Here is a 26,314-nt window from a genome sequence, read left to right on the forward strand (position 1 = left end):
TTTTGTAGCTAATCCTGCTATCCGTTTCAATCTTTTACTTTTTAAAGAAAAAAGTAAAAGGATTTTCACTGCTATCAGGGCTAGGGCATCTCGTTTTTTAGAATTTTTCTTTAAACGAATCTATTAGTTAGACGCGATAAATCGCGTCTCTACGTTACGCTATGCTATGCAAATCTGTCAATCGCTTCTTGTACTTTTTCTTCTTTTACACAAAGTGCAAACCGTATGTAACCTTCACCATTACTACCAAAAATTGTTCCCGGCGTAATGAAAATAGATTTATCATATAAAATTTCATCAATAAATTTCTCCGCCGATATAATTCCATCAGGCAATTTTGCCCAAACAAATAATCCAACACCTTCCTTATATACTTTACATCCTAATTTCTCAGCCAGTTGTTCAGTAAGAATTCTGCGTTTTCTATAAATCGCATTCATCGATTCAAACCAAGTCTTGTCACTTTTCAAAGCTTCAATTGCTCCTTTTTGAATCCCGTAAAACATACCGCTGTCCATGTTGCTTTTTACTTTTAGTACTGCATCAATACAAGCTGCATTTCCTAAAACCATTCCAACTCTCCAGCCCGCCATGTTAAAAGTCTTGCTCAAAGAATTCAATTCTAAAGCCACGTCTTTTGCGCCTTCTACTTGCAACAAACTCATCGGATTGTCATTCAAAACAAAACTATACGGATTGTCATTGACTAATAATAGCTGATGTTTTTTGGCGAAAGCCACCAATTTTTCAAATAACTGCAAACTTCCTCTCGCTCCTGTTGGCATGTGCGGATAACCGATCCACATGATTTTTACTTTCGCTAAATCTAATTTTTCCAAAGCTTCAAAATCCGGCTCCCAATTATTCGCTTCTTTTAAGTCATAATAAACGGGTACAGCCCCTACTAAATTCGTCACCGAAGTATACGTTGGATATCCTGGATTTGGAATCAAAACGTGATCACCTTCATTCAAGAAAGCCAGCGAAATATGCATAATCCCTTCTTTCGAACCCATCAAAGGCAAAATCTCAGTATTTGGATTCAACTCAACATTGAAGTTGTTTTGATAAAAATCGGCCATGCCTTTTCTTAATTCCGGCAACCCTTGGTAACTTTGATACTGGTGTGCATTTTCTTCTTGCATTGCTAGAACTACTGCATCAATCACCGCTTGTGAAGGCTGCAAATCCGGACTTCCAATTCCCATATTGATAATTGGTTTCCCTTCAGAAGCCAGTTGTCTTACTTCTCTCAATTTTGAGGAGAAATAGTATTCTTCAATTATATCCAGACGTTTCGCTGTAGTAATCATGGTTTTGTGTTTTTTCCTCCCCCCAACCCCCTCCGAAGGAGGGGGAGCCGATACCGAACTAGGGGACTTAATATTTTTTCCTTTTTTGGAATTTGAAATTTGTTTTTTCCTTTTTCGGAGCTTACGGTTTTGTATTTTTATATTCGCCTAAAACTTTAAAGTATTCTGCCATAATGGTCAGTAATGCTTTTGCCTTGGCATAATCTTCGTATTTTTCGAAAGTAACATCCACAAAAAAAGAATATTTCCAAGGTGTTTCTATTTTTGGCAACGATTGTATTTTGGTTAAATTCAATTTACAATCGCTCATTACATTCAGAACTGCTGCTAAACTTCCGCGTTTGTGATCCAATTCAAATTTGATAGAAGCTCTGTTTATTTCGTTCTCTTCAACAAATGAATTCTCCTTTTTAATAATCACAAAACGAGTCATATTATTATTTATCGTCTGAATTTCTGGAGCTAAAATTTCTAAATCATACATTTCAGAAGCCGTTTTACTCGCAATCGCCGCAATTCCTTTCAACTGATTTTGATGAATTCTTCTGGCTGTTTCAGCGGTGTCTTTATCTTCAACCAATTTTATGTTTGGATATTTTTTCAAGAACTCCATACATTGCAATAATGCCATTGGATGCGAATGTACTTCCTGAATATCTTCAATTTTTTGACCTCTCAACGCCATTAAATTTTGGTGAATATCCAAATAATGTTCTCCTATGATGTGCAAATTATTTTTGTCAATCAAGGCATAATTCGGAATAATTGGTCCCGCAATAGAATTTTCTATAGCCATAACCGCTTGGTCTGATTTCCCGGACAATAAACTATCCACCAATTCTTCAAAAGACAAACACTCATCTACCTCAACATTCTGACAGTAATATTCTTGTGCTACCTGATGATGGAAACAGCCTTTTATACCTTGTATTGCAATTTTTGTTCTCATATACTCAAAAAAAAATCCTGATTTTCATCAGGATTGTATATTAGTTTTATTTGTTTTTGTTTTTTCAAATAACCATAGCACAATCCCTCACTTCCTAAAGAAGAAATAATAAGTGTTGCTAAAGTAAAAACGGTTATTAGACATTGTATGCTCTGTTTTTTAATATTTTCTATGCAAATGTATAAATTATTTCAAGTCAACCAAAAAAAATATTTCATTTTATATAACAAAAAAAGAATTCTTTGTTAAAACAACTTTATATTGCAAAATACATAAAAAAACGACTGCTTTTTACCGATTTCAAAATACCTTTTCAATCAATTCCAGTACGAAAAACAATTTAAGCAGCTATTTTCACCGAAAGCCATTTTTTTCCCTCCGCGATTCGGGTTACCAGCATCGCCGAAACTAAGTCACCATTGGCATTCAATAAGGTCGCCATTGGATCTACCAGGGTCCCGACAATCATCGCCGCCGGCAAAGCCTGTTCCATTGGAAATCCATAAACGGTTATCGCCAAAATTTCTCCTATATAACCACCATTTGGAATTCCGCCTTCAACTACCGAAACAATTACCGTGATTCCAATAGCCGTAAGCAATGTATAAGGATCCGTAAAATCTTTGCCAAACATAGCAAAAATAACTGCGATTTTTATAATTGACGACATACTCGAACCATCTTTATGCAAAGGCGCACCCAATGGAATAACTACATTTCTGATATGACTTGGAATATTCATGTGTTCCGCTCCTTCCAGATTGGCAGGTATTGTCGCAATACTGCTGCAGGTTCCCAATGCGGTTAATGATGGAGTAATATTATTTTTCCAAAACACATTCAATCCTTTTCTTCCTCCAGCAATAAAAGCATACAAACTGAAAAACACTGCAAAGTAAAAAGCACAAACCGCATAATAAAGTCCCAAAGGTTTTGCGTAAGCACCAAATAATTGCGGTCCAAAAATCCCAACCTGATACGCAAAATAAGCACCCAAACCTATTGGAGCCGTTTTCATAATCATGTGTAGCAATTGCTTCATCACTTCGTTTCCTGAATTTAAGAACCGACTGAAATCTTTCCCTTTCTCACCCGAATGCAAACTGGCAAATCCTATTAAAAAAGAGAATATGATAAGCGCCAACATATTTTTTCGAGATAATAATTCGAAAAAATCATTAGCGGTAAGCAATTGTGTAATTTGAGAACCTGCAGAACTTGCCTGAATAGATTCTAATGGAATTTTTGAAATGATAATATCTTGCTGAATGGGGAATAATAATACGCCAACAATCATCAAAATAGCCGAAATCAATACGGTACTTAAAAATACACCTATAACAATCCCAAACAATTTTCCGAGTTTCTCTGACTTTTCTAAACTGGCAATTGAGGATGAAATGGTAAAAAATATCAACGGAATAATTGCCGTAAACAATAAATTCAGAAATATATCGCCCAAAGGTTTAATCACTTCTACTCCTTTTCCAAAAACTAAACCCAATATACTTCCTGCCAGAATTCCGCCAAGTAGTAATAAAATACTTTTGTAGTTTTTCAAGAAACTGCCCGATTGTGTATTTTTTAAATTCATATCCATATAGTTTATGGTAAATATATAAATCTAAAAGAGAATATCATCCCGCTTTGTAAAACTTTGACAAAGGTCTTTTTACCTATTGAACTACAAAAAACAATAAATCAAAGATTATTCTGTTTACTTTTGCAACAAATAAAATTCCATGTCAATAGAAGTAAATAATATATCCAAAAGTTATGGTGCCCAAAAAGCACTGGATAACATTTCATTTTCTGTAAATAAAGGAGAAATCGTTGGTTTTTTAGGTCCAAATGGTGCCGGAAAATCGACTTTAATGAAGATATTGACAACGTACATCAATGCCGATGAAGGTTCAGCACTGGTAAATGGACACGATGTAAACACCCAACAAAAAGCGGTGCAACTTTCCATTGGCTATTTACCGGAACACAATCCGTTGTATTTGGATTTGTATGTGAGAGAATATTTAGCTTTTAATGCAGATGTCTATAAAGTAGCCAAATCCCGAATCGAAGAAGTAATTCAACTGACTGGTTTAAGCACCGAAAGTCATAAAATAATAGGGCAATTATCCAAAGGATACCGCCAACGTGTAGGATTGGCTAATGCTTTGTTACATAATCCCGATGTTTTGATTCTTGATGAACCAACAACAGGTTTAGACCCGAATCAATTAATCGAAATTCGTAATGTGATTAAAAACGTAGGAAAAGACAAAACCGTTTTCCTATCTACGCACATTATGCAGGAAGTTGAAGCCATTTGTGACCGTGTCATCATCATCAATAATGGTAAAATCGTTGCCGATAAAAAACTGGACCACTTAATTTCCGAAGATAAGGAACAAGTTATCGAAGTGGAATTTGACTATAAAATAGAAGAACAACTAATTGCCAAAATTGAAAATCTTACTTCTTATAAAAACACCCACGACATGATTTGGGAATTAACCTTTACAACCGATAAAGACATGCGCCCAGCCGTTTTTGATTTTGCGAATGCAAACGGTTTGAAAACCCTTCAACTCAATCAGAAGAATAAAAATTTGGAGGCTGTTTTTAGGGAGATTACTAAATAAGTGATCAGTGTTCAGTTTTTAGTTTTCAGTGCAGTTTTCAGATAAAAAAGAGAACTCGTTTAAATACAAAACCCTTAACTTTTTCAACGCTCTTTTGTCATTCCGACGAAGGAGGAATCTCAGCATGTGGGATTCCTCCTTCGTCGGAATGACAAGTTGGTCGGGAAATTGACACGGACATTTAAAATTTACTCTATTCCCAACTCTAAAACACTCGCTTTCATTTCCTCAATAGCAATTTGAATATCCTTTTCATTAGTTCTCCAATTGACAAACGAAGCCCGAATTCCTTTTCGGTTCTCGTAAACTGTTGGGGTCATGAATACTTTGCCTTTATCGTTGAGATGCGTTAAAAATAAATTTACTTTATCCTGATTGTGGTCTCCCACCAAAGTAAAACAAACATTATTCAAACGAGTTGGAGCCAACAATTCGAAGTCTTCATTTTGAGTAATGAAATCGTCAAATTGCAACGCCATCGCAACACTATTTTCTATAATATCCTGAAAACCTTGTTTGCCATACGCTAATAACGAAAACCAAACCGGTAAAGCCTTTAAACGTCGAGAGTTTTCAGGTAGAAAATTGAGATAACTAAAATTTTCCAATGGATTTCCTAAATACGGCGCATTCGAATTTTGAAAGGTTTCAATTTGCAAGTTTTTATGTTGTTCTTTTACCAAATAAAAAGCGCTTTCATAAGGCACATTTAGCCATTTATGACAATCAATAGTAATGCTGTCGGCGTTTTTCCAACCATCAACTAAATGGTTGTATTTTGGCGAACAAGCGGCAAAGCCACCAAATGCAGCGTCAATATGCCACCAGAAATTATACTTTTCTTTTAGTTTGGTAATTGCATTGAAATCATCAAAATCGGCAGTATTGACTGTTCCTGCGCTGGAAATTAAAATGAATGGCTTTCCGTTTAGGCTTTCAATATTTTTTTCTAAATCTGCAATGTCTATCGCTTCACGGTTTCCTTCGTTAGTTTTTATCTTGATAAAATTCTGGCTTCCAATCCCTAACATCGCCAAACATTTTACCGACGATGAATGTGGCGTAGCGGTTAGAATATGGATTGGTTCTGAAATTCCATTTTTAGCAAAATCTTTTCCCAATTGATTTCCGAACCATTGTCTCGCCACCGCCAAACAGGTAAAATTAGACATCGTAGCTCCAGTCACAAATCCTCCTAAAAATGATTTTGGTAAATCTAACAATTGCAACAACAGATTAATCGTTTCAATTTCTATTAAAGCCGAAACGCCACCTTGTGCTTTTGTGGCTTGTGCATTTGGATCGTAAATGGTAGTCAGCCAATCCCCAACAATCGATGCTGGAGTTGCTCCGCCAGTTACAAAACCCCAATATCGCGGTCCCGCTTGCGAAACCATTAAAGGTGCTAACCGTTTATTGAACTCTTCCAAAGTAGATAATGCTCCCAAACCGGAATCGTTTAGATTTCTATCTGTAGTTATCGAGTTTTTGGTTGAAGTGGGAATAGTATCAATTGAATGTAGAAAATCAATTCCTTGTCGTTTTACTTTTTCAAGGATCTTTTCAATATCGTTTAAGTCTTGTTGGAGGGTTGGGTTCATTTTGGTTAGTTATTAAAACAATTAACAATTTTTATCCTTCTTATTGATTATTGCTTCTTGAATTAGAACATAGCCCTTATATACGACGAAGGAGAAACCTCTATCGTGTTGAGATTCCTCCTTCGTCGGAATTGACAAATTAGCGGTAACTTAAACTATAAATAGCGTAATAACCACTAAATCCCTAGCCCAGATTACTTCACTTCACTTTACTTTTATTTTCATTGGAGTTCAGTGAACTTCGTTTGCAGTGAAAATCCTTTTCTTGTCTCGTTTTTGAGACAAGAAAAGATTGTAACGAATAGCTGGAAATAGCTCCTGAAAATCATCAGGATAAATCCTAAAAAACCTTACTCGCTATTTGTCGAATATTTTCTGATTTCCCCATAGAATAATAGTGCAACACGGGAACACCGGCAGCTTTCAATTCTAATGATTGCTGAATTGCCCATTCGATTCCAACTTGTCTGATGTCAGCATTATTTTTGCATTGATCTATTGCATGAATCAAATCTTCAGGCAAATCAATTCTGAAAATTTGCGGCAATACTTGTAAGTGCCTTTGCACAGCAATAGGTTTGATACCCGGAATAATAGGAACTGTAATCCCAATTTCTCTGGCTTTGGCAACAAACTCGAAATATTTTGCATTATCAAAAAACATTTGGGTAACTACATAATCAGCACCTGCATCTACCTTTTCTTTCAGTCTTTTTAAATCTGAGATTAATGAAGGAGATTCCAAATGTTTTTCCGGATAACCTGCAACTCCAATGCAAAAATTGGCTTTGTTATCAATATCCATCACATCATGCAAGTACTTTCCGCAATTCAATTGGTTAATTTGTTTGACCAAATCAACAGCAAAATCATTCCCTCCTTCTTTCGGCACAAAAGACTGCTCGTGTTTCATCGCATCACCACGCAATGCCATCACATTATCAATTCCTAAATAATGACAATCCACTAACATATACTCGGTTTCTTCCTTGGTAAAACCACCGCAAAGCAAGTGTGGCACGGTGTCAACATTGTATTTATGCTTAATGGAAGCACAAATCCCTAGTGTTCCAGGACGCATTCTGGTTAGTTTTTTGTCTAATAAACCATTGCCTTTATCGATATAAATATACTCCTCGCGAGAAGTGGTTACATCTATAAATGGCGGTTTAAACTCCATCAATGGATCAATATTATCGTATAATTCCTGAATGCTTTTGCCTTTTTGAGGCGGAATAATTTCAAAAGAAAATAATGTTTCTCCTTTTGCGTCTTCTATATGTTGTGTTACTTTCATGATCCTCCCCCGACCCCTCCAAAGGAGGGGAGAACTCGGGTAATTTTAATTGAACAATATTTTTTATACTCTTTTCGGCTCCTCCCCTTCGGGGAGGCTGGGTGGGGATTTTAATCTGCTATATTCGGATTCAACCATTTCATCGCTACTTCAGTTGGAATACTTCTTCGTTTGGCATAATCAATTACTTGGTCTTCTTTTATTTTCCCGAGTCCAAAATACTTGCTTTCCGGATTCCCAAAATAATAGCCTGATACCGAAGAAGCCGGCCACATCGCCATGCTTTCCGTCAAAGTCACTCCTATTTCTTCTGCTACATTAAGCAATTTCCAAATGGTTAGTTTTTCTAAATGGTCAGGACAAGCCGGATAACCCGGCGCGGGACGAATTCCTTTGTAATCTTCGGCAATCATTGCCTCGGTACTTAACGCTTCGTCTGATGAGTAACCCCAAATTTCTTTTCGTACTTTTTCATGCAAATATTCGGCGAAAGCTTCCGCAAAACGGTCTGCCAATGCTTTCACCATAATCGAATTGTAATCGTCTAAATCTCTTTCGAATTCAGCCGCCCATTCATCGACACCGAAACCGGTGGTTACGCAAAATGCACCCATATAATCGGTTTTACCGCTTTCTTTTGGAGCAATAAAATCGGCCAATGCAATATTGGGAGCTCCTTTTGTTTTTTGCGATTGCTGACGTAAAGTCAAGAATTTCTCCAATACTTTCCCGTTTTCATCACGCAATTCAATATCATCATCATCGACTTGATTGGCAGGAAAAATTCCGTAAATTCCTTTAGCGGTTAGTTTCTTTTCTCTCAAAATAACTTCCAACATTTCTTGTGCATCTGCAAAAACAGACGTTGCTTGTTCTCCTACTACCTCATCCGTTAAAATCGCGGGGTATTTTCCGAACAATTCCCATGTTCTAAAAAACGGTGTCCAATCGATATAAGGAACTAAAACATCCAAATCGACTTCTATAGTTTGCTCTCCAATTACATTTGGTTTTACAGGAGTAAAATTCTCCCAATCCAACTGCAATTTATTTTTACGGGCTTGCTCAATAGTTAGGAAATTTTTATCACGGGAGCGATTCAAAAATGTTTCTCTAAACGCATCATATTCGGCTCTAATGTCGCTTGCGTATATCTTTCTATCCTTGTTTAATAAACTTCCAGCCACCGTCACAGCTCTCGAAGCATCGTTTACGTGAATTACCGTTTCTCTATATTGAGGTGCAATTTTCACGGCAGTATGTGCTCTAGAAGTCGTTGCTCCACCAATCATTACTGGGATTTTCAGCCCTCTTTTATCTAATTCTTTGGCGAGATATACCATTTCGTCCAGTGATGGCGTAATTAATCCGCTTAATCCAATAATATCTACGTTGTGCTCAATGGCAGCTGCAATAATTTTTTCAGGTGGTACCATTACGCCCAAATCTACAATCTCATAATTATTACACGCCAGCACCACGCTAACAATGTTTTTACCAATATCGTGCACATCGCCTTTTACGGTTGCCATCAGGATTTTTCCATTTCCTTGCTTGTCACCCGCTTGTTTGCTAGCTTCAATGTAAGGCAACAAATAGGCCACGGCTTTTTTCATTACCCGCGCCGATTTTACTACTTGTGGCAAAAACATTTTACCAGAACCAAACAAATCACCCACAACATTCATTCCTGTCATCAAGTTAATTTCGATAACTTCAATAGGTTTTGTAGCAGCCAATCGAGCTTCTTCAACATCTAGTTCTATAAAGGCATCGACCCCTTTTACAAGTGAGTGCGTAATACGTTCTTGAACTGTTCCCGAACGCCATTCTTGAACTGCTTTTTCATTACTCTTTACATCACCTTTTACATTCTCTGCAAAATCCAATAATCTTTCAGTGGCATCATCACGACGGTTTAGAATTACATCTTCAACATGTTCTAATAAATCCTTTGGAATTTCGTCGTAAATAGAAAGCATCTCTGGGTTTACAATTCCCATCGTCATTCCGTTTTGAATAGCATGGTACAAGAAAACAGAGTGCATCGCTTCCCGAACAGTATCATTTCCTCTAAACGAAAACGAAACATTACTCACACCACCACTAATGTGCGCATGTGGAAGATTCTCTCTAACCCATTTAGTTCCCCTAAAGAAATCCAATGCGTTCAAGCGGTGTTCTTCCATACCAGTGGCTACGGGAAATATATTCAAATCGAAAATAATATCCTGCGGAGGAAAACCAACTTTGTTAACTAATATATCGTACGAACGTTGGCAAATTTCTACTCGACGCTCGTAATTATCTGCTTGTCCCACCTCATCAAAAGCCATGATAATTGCCGCAGCACCATAACGCTTAATCAATTTAGCATGATGAATGAATTGTTCTTCCCCTTCTTTTAATGAAATAGAATTTACGACACTCTTTCCTTGCACCACTTTCAAACCGGCCTCAATAATATGCCATTTGGAACTGTCAATCATGATCGGCACTCTGGAAATATCAGGTTCGGCAGCGATCAAATTCAGGAATTTTGTCATGGCATATTCCCCATCGAGCATTCCTTCATCCATATTAATATCGATGATTTGCGCGCCACCCTCAACTTGTTCTTTAGCAATACTGAGTGCTTCTTCGTATTTTTCTTCCTTGATTAATCGAAGGAATTTTCTAGAACCTGTAACATTGGTTCGTTCACCAATATTCACAAAAACGCTTTCCGGCGTAATGATTAAAGGCTCTAATCCCGATAATACAAGGTTTCTTCTCTTTTCTACGTGTGCCATTTTTGTTTATTTTTACCGCTAATTCACTAATTTTTTCAAATCAAATGTTCAATTTGTGAATTGTTGGTTATAATTTAGACGCGATAAATCGCATCTCTACGTTACATCGTCGCTGTTGATACCCTAGGTTTATAATCCTTCGCAATATCAGCAATCAACTTGATGTGTTCCGGGGTTGTTCCACAACAACCGCCTATTATATTTACTAAATTATCGTCTAAATATTCTTTGATGAATGCTTGCATCTGTTCTGGGGTCTCATCGTACTCTCCAAATGCGTTAGGCAATCCCGCATTAGGATGTGCCGAAACATTGAACGAAGTATTATGCGCTAACGTTTGTAGATAGGGTTTAAGCAAATCAGCTCCTAAAGCACAATTAAAACCAACACTCAACAAAGGAATATGCGAAACCGAAACCAAAAAAGCTTCAACGGTTTGACCCGAAAGTGTTCTTCCTGATGCATCCGTAATTGTTCCGGAAACCATGATTGGAATATCGATATTCCGTTCGTCTTTGACTTCTTCGATGGCGAAAAGCGCGGCTTTAGCATTTAAAGTATCGAATATCGTTTCTACCAAAAGCAAGTCGCAACCACCATCCATCAAGGCTTCGACTTGTTGTTTGTAAGCAATACGTAAATCATCAAAAGTTACGGCTCTGTAACCTGGATCATTTACATCTGGTGACATACTCGCCGTTCTGTTTGTTGGTCCTATTGAACCCGCTACAAAACGGGGTTTATCCGGATTTTTTGCTGTAAACTCATCGGCTACTTCACGGGCGATTCTTGCCGATTCATAGTTTAATTCGTAAACCAAATCTTCGAGGTGGTAATCCGCCATTCCGATGGTGGTTCCAGAAAAAGTATTGGTTTCTACGATATCAGCTCCCGCTTCAAAATAGGCTGCGTGAACAGCACGAATAGCTTGTGGCTGCGTGAGTGATAATAAATCGTTGTTTCCTTTTAAGGAATGTGGAAAATCTTTGAAACGTTCTCCACGAAAATCTTCTTCCGAAAAATTGTAACGTTGTAACATGGTTCCCATAGCTCCATCGAGTATGAGTATGTTTTTTTTAATGGCTTCTTGAATTGTCCCCCTAACCCCCGAAGGGGGAACTCCTAAAATATCTTTTGAAATGCTTGACATATCTTTTTTTTCTTGAAAATCGCGATACTTATCGGGATTTGTTCTTCTGATTAATATTTACAAAAGTTCACTATTTTTTAATTTATAGCCCCGATTGCAGTATAAATCCTTTTACTTTTTATTTAAAAAAATAAAAGATTGCAACGGAAAGCGGGAACATTAACCACAAAAAATGCGCCAAATTATCCGCTCTAAAAAATATTAAAATGTTGTCAAGAAAAGGTTTGAGAAATACTATAGAAGTATTCTTGTGTTATCTATCTTAAATACTGAATAATTTCAGTATAAAGTAGAATGTAGCACCTTCTTTAAAGATAAAGGGTTGCTAAGGTTTCATCGGGTCTTTCCCTCCGCCTTTCGTGATAACTTTCAATAAATATATGAACACTGCAAAGTAAAGACATAGCGTTAATAATTGCAAGTATTAACGCTGTTTTTTTGAAAAAGGATTTTTGAATGATGATTAACGATTTTTGATTTCAGATTTATATGACATCATAAATTCTAAAAATCAATTTTCTCGACAAATAAAATAGTTTCGTCTTTTTTTCAAATTCTGAAATCAAAAATCGTTAATCTACAATCTTAAATTATTAAACAATGGCTTTTACCACTGCTTTTGGAGCCTCTTTACGGCTTCCGTCAAATCCGTCAACACCGGAAACTGTAGTATATTTCAATACATATTTCTTTCCTGGATTGATGATTTGGTACGCTGCCTGACACATTAAAGTCGCTTCGTGGAATCCACAAAGAATCAATTTTAATTTTCCTGGGTATGTATTTACGTCTCCAATGGCAAAAATTCCCGGAATGTTCGTTTGATAATCCAATGCATTATTTACTTTAATTGCATTTTTTTCAATTTCCAATCCCCAATGTCCAATAGGACCTAATTTTGGAGTTAATCCAAAAAGCGGAATGAAGTAATCAGTAGGAATCGTTCTGTGTGCACCATCCTCCTCAATATCTATAGATTCCAAATGTTCGTAACCGTTTAATCCTACTACTTCTGCTGGCGTGATCATTTTTATTTTTCCTAAATTCTTCAATTCCTGCACTTTTTCTACAGAATCCAACGCGCCTCTAAATTCATTTCTACGGTGAATCAAAGTTACTTCAGAAGCTACATTAGACAAGAAAATACTCCAGTCTAAAGCAGAATCGCCACCTCCGGCAATTACAACTCTTTTGTCCCTGAATTTTTCGGGGTTCTTGATAAAGTATTTAATTCCTTTATTTTCATAAAATTCGATGTCTTCGATAAGTGGTTTTCTTGGTTCAAAACTTCCTAATCCACCAGCAATCGCAACAACTGAAGCATGAAATTTCTTTCCTTTATTTGAGGTTACGATAAAACTTCCGTCTTCTTGTTTTGCTATAGTTTCTGCACGTTCGCCCAGCGTAAAACCAGGCTCAAATTGTTTGATTTGTTCCATCAAATTATCAACTAAATCACCCGCTAATACTTCAGGAAATCCTGGAATATCATAAATAGGTTTTTTTGGATACAATTCTGAAAGTTGTCCGCCTGCTTGTGGCAGCGCATCTAAAATATGACATTTTAGCTTTAACAATCCTGCTTCAAAAACTGCAAATAAACCTGTTGGTCCGGCTCCTATAATTAATATGTCTGTTTTAACCATTGTGTTTAATTTTTTCCTCCCCCCAGCCCCCTCCGAAGGAGGGGGAGACTGGATAGAGTTTCGTTCGTTATTTCTGTTTATTTATGCTCTTTATTCTATGCTCTTTATTCACTTTTCCCTATCCGAACACTGATCACTTCTTCAATGCTTCGGTGATTTCATTCATTTTTTTAACTTTTTCCTCGAAATTTCCTTTCAGCGTTTTGCGATATTCATTTAGGTTTTCGACCATTTTATTGATATCGTCCGGAATAATTTCTTCAAAAAATTCGCGTAATCTTTTGGCTGTTGTTGGCGATTTACCGTTTGTTGAAATGGCTATTTTTACATTTCCTTTGGTTACAATGCCACCCAAATAATAATCGCATAAATCCGGTGTGTCTGCAATATTGCATATCAAATACCTTTTTCTGGACAAATCATACACCCTTTTATTTACTTTCAAATCACCAGTACAGGCAATGACCATGTGCCGTTTCTTCAACATTTTTTTCTTGAACTTGGCTTTAGTCAATTTCACCGAAGGATGCTTTTCAACCAACGCTTCCAGTTCAGGCAAAAACTTTGGTGCAACCACCTCAACATTTGCATTTGGACTGGATTTTAGCATAAACGATAACTTTTCCAAACCCACATTTCCTCCGCCTACAATAAGCACATTGAGGTTGTGTAATTTTAAAAATACTGGATATAATTCGTTCCTCCCCCCAGCCCCCTCCAAAGGAAGGGGAGACTTTGCGGAGCTTCTTTCGTTACTATTTCCCATTTTATTTTTATTTTCATCGGATTAAAATCCGATTTTACAATATCGGTCGTTCCTACGGAACTGTCCTATGTTAAACACTTTCTTTTGATAAGAACTCTTCGTAAAATCCATTCAATTTATTGCTTTCTTTTACCACTTCTCCAATGACAATAATCGCTGGTGAACTTAACTTGTTCTCCGCCACAACTTGTTGGATAGTATTTATTGTTCCAACTCCCACTTTTTCTTGTGGAGTAGTCCCGTTTTGAATAATCGCAACCGGAGTTTTTCCTTTAGACTCTTTTTGAAACAAAGACACAATTTGCGATAATTTACTCATTCCCATCAAAATCACAACTGTTGCCGAGGATTGTGCTGCAAGCGCCACATCATTCGACAAATTCCTGTCTGATGTTGTGCCTGTTATGACCCAAAAACTTTCGGAAACTCCTCTTTTTGTCAAAGAAATTCCTTGATACGCGGGAACTGCAATTGCCGATGAAATTCCGGGAACCACAAATGTAGGGATTCCAAAACTTTCTGCGTAATCTATTTCTTCGCTTCCACGACCAAAAATAAATGGATCTCCCCCTTTTAATCGAACCACATTTCCATACGTAAGCGCATTATCTACAATCAACTGATTGATTTGGTCTTGCGAATATTCATGGGCTCCAATTCTTTTACCCACAAATATTTTTAGGGCATTTTTTGGGGCGTGATTCATTATTTCTTCATTGGCCAAAGCATCATACAAAACCACATTCGCTTCAGCAAGTGCTTTTACTCCTTTCAGAGTAAGCAAATCTGGGTCGCCGGAACCCGCACCTACTAAAGTTACCTTTGGTTCTATTGTATTATGCATCAGCTAAATCCTTTGCTCTATAGTGCTCAATATTTGCAAAAAACGAAACTGCTTCTTGAATGTATTTTTTTGCAAATCCTTCAGAAGGTTCGTTCCCTTTGATTTGATATACTAAATCTTTGAAAGATGCATTCAAATTGATTTTATTGCTTTCGATAAAAACAGTATCAAATAAATCGATAATTCCAGCGTGGTGATTCGTTTTTTGGTTTTCAGCAAGCAATAACGCTTTAGCACCGTTAACAAAACCCGCATACGCTAAATAAATTGCATCTGCCCATTTTTTATCTTCAAAAGCTTCTTGCGCGAAAGTTAATTTATCTTTGGCTTCCAATAGTAATGTAGCCACTAAATCAATAACTACACCGGCACATTCACCTACTCCAACTGCTTTCACATAGTTATCGGCATTTCCCCAATCGACAAAATCAGCTTCGGTAAGGTTTGTTAAATCTGCTAATGGCTTCAAGAATTCATAGAAATATTTCTCTCCTTTGGCATCATAATAATCCAAGAATGATTGTCCGTTGGCATTCGCATCAAAATCATTTAAGATAAAACGCAGCGCATCTGGTCCTCTTCTACTTGGAATTTTGATTACTTTATCAGAAAATCTTCCTGCTCCGTTTCCTAAATTTCCCCCACCCAATAACACTTGAAGTGCTGGCGCCACTAATTTTCCAGAATTGATTGACATTCCCTGAAAACCAATTTGAGCCATATTGTGTTGTCCACAAGCATTCATACAACCACTAATTTTAATTGTGATTTCCTGATTGTTGCTGTATTGTGGATATTCTATTTCTAAAACTCTTTCTAATTCTACTGCAATTCCAGTGCTGCTTGCAATTCCTAAATTACAAGTATCTGTTCCCGGACAGGCGGTAATATCTGCAGTGCTATCGTATCCTAAGGCTACAAAATCAAGTTTAGCTAATTCCTGGTAGAAAAATGCTAAATCTTCTTCCTTTACGTGACGGATAACAATGTTTTGTCTTAAAGAAAAACGCAATTCATTAGCGGCATAATTTTTAATCAAATCCGCCAATAATCTTGCTTTGTCCGTATAAAAATCCCCTAAAAGCACTTTGATACCAATGGCTACATATCCTGCTTGTTTTTGAGGAATCACATTCGATTTTTTCCAAGCTTCAAAAGCAGCTGTGTCTTCGATAACCACTTTTGGCGCTACCAATAAAGGAGCTGGAATTCCACCGTCAAAAGCAGTCGTGTCAATTTCAACGGTTTGGTATGACAATGCTTTTTTCTCTTCTTCAACCAATCGTAAAAACGCGTCTCTTCCTAAATCTTTGATTAAGAATTTCATACGTGCTTTCAATCGTTTGGCTCTTTCCCCGTAACGGTCAAATATTCTCAAAACCCCTTCGGTTGTTGGGATAATTTGGTTTACCGGAATAAATTCAGACAATAATTCAGCATGACTTGGTTGAGAACCTAATCCACCACCTAGCATTACTTTAAATCCTCTTTCTCCATTTACAATTTTTGGAATAAAACCTAAATCGTGTAAATAACTCAAAGCGGTATCTTTATCCGAAGATGAAAATGATATTTTGAATTTACGTCCCATTTCCTGACAAACTGGGTTTCTCAAGAAAAATTGAAACAACGCGTGTGCATAAGGCGACACATCAAAAGGTTCGTCTGCATCGATTCCTGCTGTTTCACTAGCCGTAATATTTCTCACGGTGTTTCCACAAGCTTCTCTCAAAGTAACATCATCTTTCTCCAATTCTGCCCAAAGTTGTGGAGTTCTGTCCAAACTTACATAGTGAATTTGGATGTCCTGACGGGTTGTAATGTGTAAACGTCCTGTTGAATATTCATCAGAAACTTTGGTAATACGCAACAATTGTTCGCTTGTCACTTTCCCGAAAGGTAATTTGATACGAATCATTTGAACGCCTTCCTGACGCTGACCGTAAACTCCTCTGGCCAAACGAAGGCTGCGGAAACGCTCGTCGTCAATTTTTCCATCACGGAATAAAGCAATTTTTCTTTCTAAATCGATAATGTCTTTTTGGACAATCGGATCTTCTATTTCGTTTCTAAAACTTTGCATCTGTAGTTATGTTTATCCTCCCCCCAGCCCCCTCCGAAGGAGGGGGAGCCGAAACTGGAAATATTATTACATTTTATATTAACTCAATTATTATTATATTCTTACTGTAAAAGCAAAACCCTTACTACTGGAAAACTTTTTATCCTGTATGTCTCCCTCCCCTTCGGGGAGTCCCGAAACTTCGGGAGGGGTGGGGATTATTTTATAAAACCAACTCCTGCTGTTGTGTTGGTTGCAGCATCTATTAAGATGAAAGCTCCGTTAGATTTATTATCAGTGTAAGCATCAAAATAAATGGCTTTGCTCAATTTAATGGTTACTTCTCCAATTTCATTTATCGCTAATTGAGTCGCTGGAGTTGTTCCAGAATAATCGGTTGCGATTACGTTTTTTACACTATCAATTTTCGCCAAAACTCTATTGCTATTGTGTTGTACATAATATTTTGCACCTGCCACTAATTTTTTACTGTCCATCCAACAAACAGTTGTTGTGATGTCTTTTTCAATTTTAGGAAGTTCATTAGATTTTACAATCATATCACCTCTGGTTACATTGATGTCATTATCTAATTCGATAGTAATAGACGAACCTGCAGTAGCTTCATCAAATTGCTTGTCAAAAAAGTGAATATTCGTTACTGTAGATTCTGTTAAAGAAGGAAGTACCGTTACGGCATCTCCTACTTTAATATTGTTCCCGTATAATTTCCCGGCATATCCTCTAAAGTCGTGATACTCCTCGGTTTTTGGTCGGATTACTGTTTGAACAGGGAAACGTGCGATCCCGTTTTCGTAGATATCATTTGGTTCCAAAGATTCCAAATGCTCCAAAACCGTCTGTCCAGTGTACCAAGGCATATTCTCCGATTTATCGGCAACATTACCACCATTGATTGCACTTAGCGGAATGTAGCTTACATTTTGTTCTTTGAAAGCACTTTTTGCATTTAATGCCTGAAAGTCTGCTTTGATTTTGTTGTATACTTCTTCTGAATAATCAACTAAATCCATTTTGTTTACCGCAACAATTACATCTTTTACTCTCAATAAATTATTGATAAAAAAGTGACGGTAGGTTTGCTCAATAACTCCTTTACGAGCATCAATTAATATAATTGAAACTTGTGAAGTTGAAGCTCCGGTAACCATGTTACGTGTATATTCTACGTGACCTGGAGTATCGGCAATAATGTAACTTTTCTTTGCAGTCGAAAAATAAATATGAGCCACATCAATCGTGATTCCTTGTTCTCTTTCGGCAACCAAACCATCGGTAGCCAATGAAAAATCTAAGTAATCGTATCCTTTTTGTTTGCTGCTTTTTTCTATTGCTTCAATCTTATCTGTAGTCAACGATTTTGTATCGTATAATAATCTCCCGATTAACGTACTTTTTCCGTCATCTACACTTCCTGCTGTTGCTATTTTTAAAACTTCCATATTCTGAAATTGTATAATGTATATTGTAAAATTGTATTTTGTAAACTGTATGCTGTTGTAAAATTGCATTTTGTATAATGTACTTTGTAAATTCAATCACAAAATACAGTTTTTACATTATACAATTTTTACATTATACAATCTCCTAAAAGTATCCTTGTTGTTTTCTTTTTTCCATCGCAGCTTCAGAACGTTTGTCATCAATTCTGGCTCCTCTTTCAGAAATAGTTGAAGATCTAATTTCACCAACCACTTCTTGAATAGTTGCTGCATAAGAATCAACAGCAGCAGTACAACTCATATCCCCAACAGTTCTAAAACGAACAATTCTCTCTTCGATTTCTTCGTCTTCTTCTTGAAACACAAATGGAGAATGTGACCAAATCATACCATCTCTCAAGAACACTTTACGCTTGTGTGAAAAGTAAATAGATGGGATTTCGATTTGCTCTTCTTCAATATAACTCCAAACATCTAATTCGGTCCAGTTCGAAATTGGAAAAACACGAACGTTTTGACCGTTTTCAATTTTTCCATTAAGAAGATCAAATAATTCAGGACGCTGATTTTTTTCGTCCCATTGACCAAAATCATCACGAACCGAGAAAATACGTTCTTTGGCTCTTGCTTTTTCTTCATCACGACGGGCACCACCAATACAAGCATCAAATTTGAATTCTTCAATAGCATCTAGAAGCGTTATCGTTTGCAAACTGTTTCTGCTTGAATATTTACCCGTTTCTTCCACCACTTTCCCTTCGTCAATAGCATCCTGAACATTACGAACGATTAATTCCAATCCTAATTCAGCCACCAATCTATCTCTAAACTCAATAGTTTCAGGAAAGTTATGTCCTGTATCTACGTGTAACAATGGAAAAGGAATTTTTGCAGGAAAAAATGCTTTCTGTGCTAAACGTACCAATGTAATTGAATCTTTTCCACCAGAGAAAAGCAAAACTGGTTTGTCAAATTGAGAAATTACTTCTCTAAAAATGTATATCGCTTCGCTTTCTAAAGCGTTTGTTTTTAATATCGTACTCATCTTTTTAGTTTAAAAGTTTAAAGTTTAAAGTTTAAGGTTGTTGTGACCTAAACTAAAATCTTGCAACTATTATTATTATTTTCTATTCTCTTTATTCTAACCTCTTTCTTCTATTTCTGATGCAAACCACATTCTTTATGACTCGATTCCCATGACCATCTTCCCGCCCTGATATCTTCTCCTTCGGCTATGGCTCTCGTACAAGGTGCGCAACCAATGCTTACAAATCCTTTTTTGTGCAATGCATTTTGTGGCACATTATTATCATCAATATATTTTTGAACTTCGGCCAAAGTCCATTTCAACAATGGATTAAATTTGATGATATTAAAATGGGCATCGTATTCAAAGGCTGCCAAATCATTTCTATTTTCTGATTGCTCAGCACGTAAACCGGTAATCCAAATTTCATTTCCTTTTAATGCTTTAGTCAACGGCGCCACTTTTCGAATAAAACAACATTCTTTTCTATTCTCAACCGATTCGTAGAAACTGTTTGGACCTTTTTTATTTACTAATTCTTCCACCGCACTAGCTTCAGGAAAATAGGTTTTAATGTCTATTTTATACTTTTTCAATGTCTTATGAAAAACATCATACGTTTCCTGAAACAATCTTCCGGTGTCCAAAGTAAAAATGGTAATCGGCAAATCATTTTTTGCAATTAAAGCCGTTATCACTTGATCTTCCTGACCGAAAGAAGTAGAAAAAACAACTTTATCCTTGTATTCATTAGCTAAAAATGCAAGCGTTTCCTCAATGGAAAAATCTTTTGTTTTATCTAATAAAGCGTGTACTATTTCTGTGCTCATAATTCCTTTTATCTTTTATAATAATTTCGACAAGGTTCTTAAACTCAAAATGATAATTAAGACACCTACCAAAATCATCATGGGTTTTCTTTTGATTTTATTGACTAATAAAGCAGCAATTGGCGCAGCAATAACACCACCTAAAATCAAACCTATAATCACTTGCCATCCTTGTATTCCTCCAAAAATCATAAATGTTATTCCACTTGCAAAAGAAACCGCAAACTCGGCAGCGTTCACAGAACCGATAGTATATCTAGGATTTCGACCACGTCCTAATAATGTAGAAGTGACAATTGGCCCCCAGCCACCACCACCAACAGCATCCATAAAACCTCCAAAAGAAGCCAAAATACCGAGGCGTTTCGTTTTCTTTTTAATGATGTTTTTTTGCATTGCTTTTCTGATAATTATAACAGCCAAAGCGATCATATAAACCGCAATAAAAGGTTTTATCGCATCCCCATCAATCACATCCGACAACAAATAAGCTCCAGCTATAGAACCTAATACACCAGGAATTAATAGATGTTTAACCAGTTTTTTATTAATATTTCCAAATCTATGATGAGAAATCGCAGAGGCTCCCGTCGTAAACATTTCGGCAACGTGAACCCCTGTACTACTGATTGCAGGAGGAATTCCATAAGCCAATAAAAAAGAAGTTGATGTCGCTCCATAACCCATTCCTAAAGTTCCATCCACCAATTGTGCAAAGATTCCAATAGAGAAAAAGATTAAAAATTCCTGATTAAACCCACCCACAAAACCATTCCAGGAAAATTCAGCGTGGTGGTTATACACTAATGTAGATATCAATCCTATCAATAAAGTAACTGGAATAACAACCCACAAACGTTCTTTGAATGTTACTTCGGTTTTTACAGCCACATTATTTTCTTTCAGTTTACTCATGTCTTTTATAATTCAACTATTAATTTATTTTAAATCCATTACCCTATCGGAATGGTAGATTAAAGTGCAAAAATAATACATTTTGTTTAACTACAAAACTTATTTTAAAAAAATGTTTGTTAAAATGTAATATCTGCTAATGAATTGTTTTCCAATATCATGAGTGTATTGTCCCGTACCTCAGTCATTAGCTTATGAACCGAACAATTTGCCTCATCAATACAGTCATCACATTTTTCATAAAAGTTATGACTCACACAAGGCAATAGCGCTATAGGTCCTTCAAGAATGCGATACACATGAGCCATATTTATATCTTTTGGCTCTTTAATCAGATAATAACCACCACCTTTTCCTTTTTTGGCCCCCAAAAAACCAGAATAGCGTAATAACAGTAAAATACTTTCTAAAAATTTTATCGAAATATTTTCACTTTTTGCTATATCCGCAATTGGAACCGGGGTTTGGTTCTCCTGGCGCGCCAAAAATGATAAAGCTTTTATTCCGTATTTAGTCTTTTTTGAAAGCATGTTGAAGTGATTTAAGATTGTTGATTAACGATTGTTGATTTTTGATGGTTTACAAATCTGAAATCATCACACCTTTTTTTACAACAACAAAAATATACTTTTTGATTTAAGAATAGTGAATGGAGATTAACGATTTTTGATGCATCTTAAATCTGCAATCTAAAATCGTTAATCTTCATTCAAAAAATTTACGAAAGCGCTTGCTCTAAATCAGCAATAACATCTTTCACAGTTTCCAATCCAACAGAAACACGTACCAATCCTTCAGTGATTCCAACTGATAATTTTTCATCAACTGATAATTTACTGTGCGTTGTAGATGCCGGATGCGTCACGATGGTCCTGGTATCTCCAATGTTTGCCGATAACGAACAGAGTTTTATTTTATCCAAAAATTGTCGCCCTGCATCTATACCGCCTTTGATTTCAAACGCAATAATATTACCTCCCAAACTCATTTGTTTTTTGGCAATGTCGTATTTCGGATGGGATTTCAAGAATGGATATTTCACACTATTCACATTTGGATGGCTTTCTAAAAACTCAGCCACTTTCAAGGCATTTTCGCAGTGTTTTTCGACACGAACTGCCAATGTTTCCAAACTTTTAGACAATACCCAAGCGTTAAATGGAGATAACGCAGGTCCGGTATTTCTGGAGAATAAATAAATTTGACGAATCAAATCTTCGCTTCCTACTGTAACTCCGCCCAAAACTCTTCCTTGTCCATCAATTAATTTGGTAGCTGAATGCACCACTAAATGCGCTCCCCATTTTATAGGTTGTTGAATATAAGGTGTTGCAAAACAATTGTCGATGATTAAAATCAAATTGTATTTCTTGGCAATTGCTCCCAATAATTCCAAGTCAATAATATCTACCGCAGGATTCGTAGGCGATTCGGCATACAATATTTTTGTATTTGGTTTAATGAAACTCTCAATAGTTTCTGGTTTATTAATATCAAAATACGAGGTTTCGATATTCCATTTTGGAAAATAAGTCATAAACAAAGCGTGTGTAGAACCAAAAACGCTACCTGCAGAAACAATATGATCCCCTGAATTCAACAAAGCTGCAAAAGTAGAATATACCGCAGCCATTCCTGTTGCAAAAGCATAACCGGCTTCGGCACCTTCCATTTTACAAATTTTCTCTACAAACTCAGTTGTGTTAGGATTGCTGAAACGACTGTAAATATTGCGTTCTTTTTCTTCTGTAAAAGAGGCACGCATGTCTTCGGCATCTTCAAATACAAAACTGGATGATAAATACAAAGGCACAGAATGCTCTAAATATTGTGATCTTTCTATTTGCGTACGGATGGCTTGGGTTTCAAAACCAAAATCTTGTTCGTTCATATTTTCTAAAGTTTAACACGAATTGCACGAATTTACACGAATTCATATTGTTTTAAATTTCACAAACAAACTAAACAATCCGTGTGGATCTGTTTAATCTGTCTAATCTGTGTTCTATTTTATTTCTGTTAGAGTAGAATATTCTATTTGTCTAATTGATTACCATTCAAAACTACTTTATAATGTACAGTTGCTGTTGGTTCCAATGTTTTTGAAACCGAACAGTATTTTTCAAAAGAAAGTTGTGCCGCCCTTGCCGCTTTTTCTTCATTTATAGGTCCTTCCAAAAAGAAAACTACCATAATTTCCTTGAAAGGTTTTGCTTCTCCTACTTGTAGACGCTCGCCTTCAACCTCAGCTTTGAAAGATGTTATTTCTTGTCTTTGTTTTTTAAGTATCGAAATCATATCAATGGCGCTGCAACCCGCAACACCCATCAATACCAATTCCATTGGGCTAGCACCCATATCATTTCCGCCAAATTCTGGTCGGCTATCTACATTTACTAAGTGACCACGCTCGTTTTTTAATTCAAAGTGGAAGTTGTCGTTTACTCTTTCTAATGTTATTTTCATTGTTATCTATTTTCCTCTCCCCGACCCTCTCCAAAGGAGAGGGAGCCCAAACTGGAGAATTGTTACTGTTTATTTTTTTATCTGAACACTCATCCCGAAATGTCGGGACTGAATACTAAACACTATTTTACCCTTTATCCGACAATCTCAAAATATCCCCAAAAACACCTCTCGCCGTAACTGCCGAACCTGCACCTGCACCCTGAATTACAATTGGTCTGTCACCATACGATTCGGTGTAAATTTCGAAGAAAGAATCCGAACCTTTCAATCCACCCAAAGCGGTATCCGAAGGTACAGAAACTAATTTCACTTCTAGATTTCCTTTGTCGTTTTGCAAATCACCTGATAATTCACCTATGTATCGCAACACGTGATTTGGTTTTTGTTCGCTTTTGATTTTATCATAAATAGGATCAAATTCCTTCAATTTATTAAGAAAATCAGAAACATCACCTTCACGTAAATGTTCCGGAATTAAATTCTGAATATTAATTTCTTCAAATTCATTTTGTAAATCTAATTCTCTTGCCAAAATTAGTAATTTTCTACCGACGTCATTCCCACACAAATCTTCTCTTGGATCCGGTTCGGTATATCCATTATCAATTGCTTCTTTCAATATTTCACTAAATGGAGCCTGTTTTGCAGAAAAATTATTGAACAAATAACTCAATGTCCCCGAAAAAACTCCTTTAATCTTCGTGATATTTTCTCCTGAAAGATGCAATAATTTTATCGTATCAATCAGTGGTAATCCCGCTCCAACATTGGTTTCATACAAATAACTCTTTTGATTATCCGCCAATATTTTTCTCAATTTTTTATAAAAGCTATAGCTTAATGTATTCGCTACTTTATTAGAAGAAATCAAATCGAAACCATTCTCTATCAAAGGAATATAATTTTCTACAAATGCAGCACTTGCCGTGTTATCAATAGCAATTAAATTCTCTAAGTGATGCTCATTTGCGTAAGCGATAACATCATCAATTTTGTACGAAAACCCATTATTCTGGATTTCATTTTTCCAATTTGGAGTGACGCTATTTTTATTTAAAAGCACATTTTTAGAATTTGCGATGGCAAAAACATTCAGTTTTATATCTTTTCTTTTCTCAATAGTTGCTGCTGATTCCAGTATTTGGTTAATCAAAGTTCCACCTACTAACCCATGTCCAAAAATGGCAATATTAATTTTCTTAGAAACTCCAAAAATCTCTCCGTGAATCACATTTAATGCTTTGTGAAGTTGCGATTTTTTCACAACCAAACTCACGTTTTTACCCGTAACGGTATTATTGAAAAGTATAGGGACAATTTTATTTTTTATCAATGCCGTGTATGGCTTATGGAACGTACTCAAATCCTGACCAATGATAGAAATCACCGAAACATTATCAGTTACCGTGATTTTATTCACATCTTTTGAATAGAAATCATTCTCGAATTCTTTCTCTAATTCAATCATTGCTTTGGTCGCTTTATCAGCATCAACAACCAATCCAATTCCTCTTTCTGACGAACCTTGAGAAATGATACTAACACTAATATCATTATCACCCATCACTCTAAAAATACGGGCATCAACGCCAGTTTTTCCAAGTAATCCTCTTCCTTCCAGATTTACCAACGACACATTTTCAAGAACTGAAAGCGTTTTAATCCCAGCTGCATTTGAATTTGAAGTGATTAATGTCCCTTTATTTTCGTGATTGAATGTATTTAAAATACGAAGCGGAATGTTTTTTTCCAATAAAGGAATAATCGTTTTGGCGTGAAGTATTGTTGCTCCAAAATTAGCCAATTCATTCGCCTCATTAAAAGTCAAATGGTCTATTTTTTTAGCATCAGGAACTAAATCCGGGTTAGCGGTATAAATTCCGTCAACATGCGTATAATTCTGAAGCTCTTCCGCATCAATATAATTGGCAATCAATGAAGCGGTGTAATTACTACCGTTTCTTCCTAAAGTTGTGGTGTCGTTCTTACTGTTTGAACCTATGAAACCAGTAACAATATTTACTGTAGTTCCGTTATTTTGTTTAAAATAATTGATGACATTTTTCTTCGAAATTTGTTCCAAAGGTTGTGCATCTCCAAATTTAGAATCGGTTTTAATCAATTCTCTGGTATCTGCAAAACGTGCATTTACTCCATTTTTGATTAAAATAGCCGTCAGTAATTTTGCAGAAAGCAACTCTCCTTTTGACAGCACTTGATCTTTAATTTTATTACTGTAATCACCTATTAAACTTACGCCTTCAAAAAGTTTTTCCAAAACATTAAATTCTTCCGACAAGTCTACGTCCTGATAATCGTCTTGTTGGTATTTTTTGAAGTCATCAAATAGCGGTTTATAATTCCCGTTTTTAGAAGCAACTCCTAAAATTTCTTCTAGTTCATCTGTAGCATTTCCTCTTGCCGAAACTACTATAGCAATTTTTTCTCCTTGATTTACTTTATCCGTAATAATAGCGACTACTTTGTTTATTCCCTCGCCATTCGATAAAGATTTACCTCCAAATTTTAATATTTTCATTGTGTATGTTT

At 36.2% G+C, this 26,314-nt stretch carries 20 protein-coding genes and 1 riboswitch; of the genes, 1 reads left to right on the forward strand and 19 read right to left on the reverse strand.

Annotation, left to right across the window (positions count from 1 at the left end):
* Positions 1–164: 164 nt before the first annotated feature.
* From ACNO7W_RS08010 to ACNO7W_RS08020, 3 genes are all read right to left on the reverse strand, one after another.
* Positions 165–1,313, reverse strand: a complete 1,149-nt coding sequence (locus tag ACNO7W_RS08010; protein ID WP_417937714.1) for an aminotransferase class I/II-fold pyridoxal phosphate-dependent enzyme — start codon at positions 1,311–1,313, stop codon at positions 165–167.
* Between the two features lie 121 nt (positions 1,314–1,434).
* Positions 1,435–2,262 carry a prephenate dehydratase gene (locus ACNO7W_RS08015; RefSeq protein WP_417937715.1) on the reverse strand — a complete coding sequence of 276 codons (828 nt, stop codon included), beginning with the start codon at positions 2,260–2,262 and terminating at the stop codon, positions 1,435–1,437.
* Positions 2,263–2,602: 340 nt separating this feature from the next.
* Entirely contained in the window at positions 2,603–3,856 is a 1,254-nt protein-coding gene (locus ACNO7W_RS08020; protein WP_417937716.1) for a dicarboxylate/amino acid:cation symporter, read from the reverse strand.
* Between the two features lie 148 nt (positions 3,857–4,004).
* On the opposite strand from ACNO7W_RS08020, the gene gldA reads away from it, so the two are divergent.
* Complete coding sequence (gene gldA / locus ACNO7W_RS08025; RefSeq protein WP_417937717.1) at positions 4,005–4,901, forward strand: gliding motility-associated ABC transporter ATP-binding subunit GldA; 897 nt, start codon at positions 4,005–4,007, stop codon at positions 4,899–4,901.
* 188 nt (positions 4,902–5,089) lie between these two features.
* On the opposite strand, the gene ACNO7W_RS08030 is transcribed toward gldA, so the two are convergent.
* From ACNO7W_RS08030 to thrA, 16 genes are all read right to left on the reverse strand, one after another.
* Positions 5,090–6,502 carry a pyridoxal phosphate-dependent decarboxylase family protein gene (locus ACNO7W_RS08030; RefSeq protein ID WP_417937718.1) on the reverse strand — a complete coding sequence of 471 codons (1,413 nt, stop codon included), beginning with the start codon at positions 6,500–6,502 and terminating at the stop codon, positions 5,090–5,092.
* A 340-nt stretch (positions 6,503–6,842) separates the two neighbouring features.
* Complete coding sequence (gene metF / locus ACNO7W_RS08035) at positions 6,843–7,799, reverse strand: methylenetetrahydrofolate reductase [NAD(P)H] (RefSeq protein ID WP_417937719.1); 957 nt, start codon at positions 7,797–7,799, stop codon at positions 6,843–6,845.
* A gap of 110 nt (positions 7,800–7,909) precedes the next feature.
* Positions 7,910–10,591, reverse strand: a complete 2,682-nt coding sequence (gene metH, locus ACNO7W_RS08040; RefSeq protein WP_417937720.1) for a methionine synthase — start codon at positions 10,589–10,591, stop codon at positions 7,910–7,912.
* A gap of 101 nt (positions 10,592–10,692) precedes the next feature.
* Positions 10,693–11,742, reverse strand: coding sequence for a homocysteine S-methyltransferase family protein (locus ACNO7W_RS08045; protein WP_417937721.1), 1,050 nt, complete (start codon positions 11,740–11,742; stop codon positions 10,693–10,695).
* Positions 11,743–11,992: 250 nt separating this feature from the next.
* Positions 11,993–12,111, reverse strand: a riboswitch (SAM riboswitch).
* Positions 12,112–12,335: 224 nt separating this feature from the next.
* The gene (locus ACNO7W_RS08050) at positions 12,336–13,388 is read right to left on the reverse strand and encodes an NAD(P)/FAD-dependent oxidoreductase (protein ID WP_417937722.1); all 1,053 of its coding nucleotides are present in this window, start codon (positions 13,386–13,388) and stop codon (positions 12,336–12,338) included.
* Between the two features lie 133 nt (positions 13,389–13,521).
* Positions 13,522–14,154 (reverse strand): precorrin-2 dehydrogenase/sirohydrochlorin ferrochelatase family protein, encoded by a 633-nt coding sequence (locus tag ACNO7W_RS08055; protein ID WP_417937723.1) that lies wholly within the window; start codon positions 14,152–14,154, stop codon positions 13,522–13,524.
* Positions 14,155–14,224: 70 nt separating this feature from the next.
* The gene (gene cobA / locus ACNO7W_RS08060; protein ID WP_417937724.1) at positions 14,225–14,998 is read right to left on the reverse strand and encodes a uroporphyrinogen-III C-methyltransferase; all 774 of its coding nucleotides are present in this window, start codon (positions 14,996–14,998) and stop codon (positions 14,225–14,227) included.
* Positions 14,991–17,081, reverse strand: coding sequence for a nitrite reductase (locus ACNO7W_RS08065; protein ID WP_417937725.1), 2,091 nt, complete (start codon positions 17,079–17,081; stop codon positions 14,991–14,993). The genes cobA and ACNO7W_RS08065 overlap by 8 nt, the downstream gene beginning before the upstream one ends.
* Positions 17,082–17,278: 197 nt before the next feature.
* On the reverse strand, positions 17,279–18,523 hold the full coding sequence (locus ACNO7W_RS08070; protein WP_035668363.1) for a sulfate adenylyltransferase subunit 1: 1,245 nt from the start codon (positions 18,521–18,523) through the stop codon (positions 17,279–17,281).
* A 145-nt stretch (positions 18,524–18,668) separates the two neighbouring features.
* A complete protein-coding gene (gene cysD / locus ACNO7W_RS08075; protein WP_417937726.1) occupies positions 18,669–19,568 on the reverse strand; it encodes a sulfate adenylyltransferase subunit CysD in 900 nt (299 codons plus the stop codon).
* A 110-nt stretch (positions 19,569–19,678) separates the two neighbouring features.
* Positions 19,679–20,380, reverse strand: coding sequence for a phosphoadenylyl-sulfate reductase (locus ACNO7W_RS08080; RefSeq protein ID WP_417937727.1), 702 nt, complete (start codon positions 20,378–20,380; stop codon positions 19,679–19,681).
* 15 nt (positions 20,381–20,395) lie between these two features.
* Positions 20,396–21,295, reverse strand: coding sequence for a sulfite exporter TauE/SafE family protein (locus tag ACNO7W_RS08085; RefSeq protein ID WP_417937728.1), 900 nt, complete (start codon positions 21,293–21,295; stop codon positions 20,396–20,398).
* Between the two features lie 119 nt (positions 21,296–21,414).
* Positions 21,415–21,825, reverse strand: a complete 411-nt coding sequence (locus tag ACNO7W_RS08090; RefSeq protein WP_417937729.1) for an RrF2 family transcriptional regulator — start codon at positions 21,823–21,825, stop codon at positions 21,415–21,417.
* Between the two features lie 188 nt (positions 21,826–22,013).
* Complete coding sequence (locus ACNO7W_RS08095; RefSeq protein ID WP_417937730.1) at positions 22,014–23,186, reverse strand: trans-sulfuration enzyme family protein; 1,173 nt, start codon at positions 23,184–23,186, stop codon at positions 22,014–22,016.
* A gap of 143 nt (positions 23,187–23,329) precedes the next feature.
* Complete coding sequence (locus ACNO7W_RS08100) at positions 23,330–23,761, reverse strand: OsmC family protein (RefSeq protein WP_417937731.1); 432 nt, start codon at positions 23,759–23,761, stop codon at positions 23,330–23,332.
* 127 nt (positions 23,762–23,888) lie between these two features.
* A complete protein-coding gene (gene thrA, locus ACNO7W_RS08105; RefSeq protein WP_417937732.1) occupies positions 23,889–26,303 on the reverse strand; it encodes a bifunctional aspartate kinase/homoserine dehydrogenase I in 2,415 nt (804 codons plus the stop codon).
* Between the last annotated feature and the right edge of the window lie 11 nt (positions 26,304–26,314).

The sequence above is a fragment of the Flavobacterium sp. ZB4R12 genome (assembly GCF_048276375.1).
GTDB lineage: Bacteria > Bacteroidota > Bacteroidia > Flavobacteriales > Flavobacteriaceae > Flavobacterium > Flavobacterium gawalongense.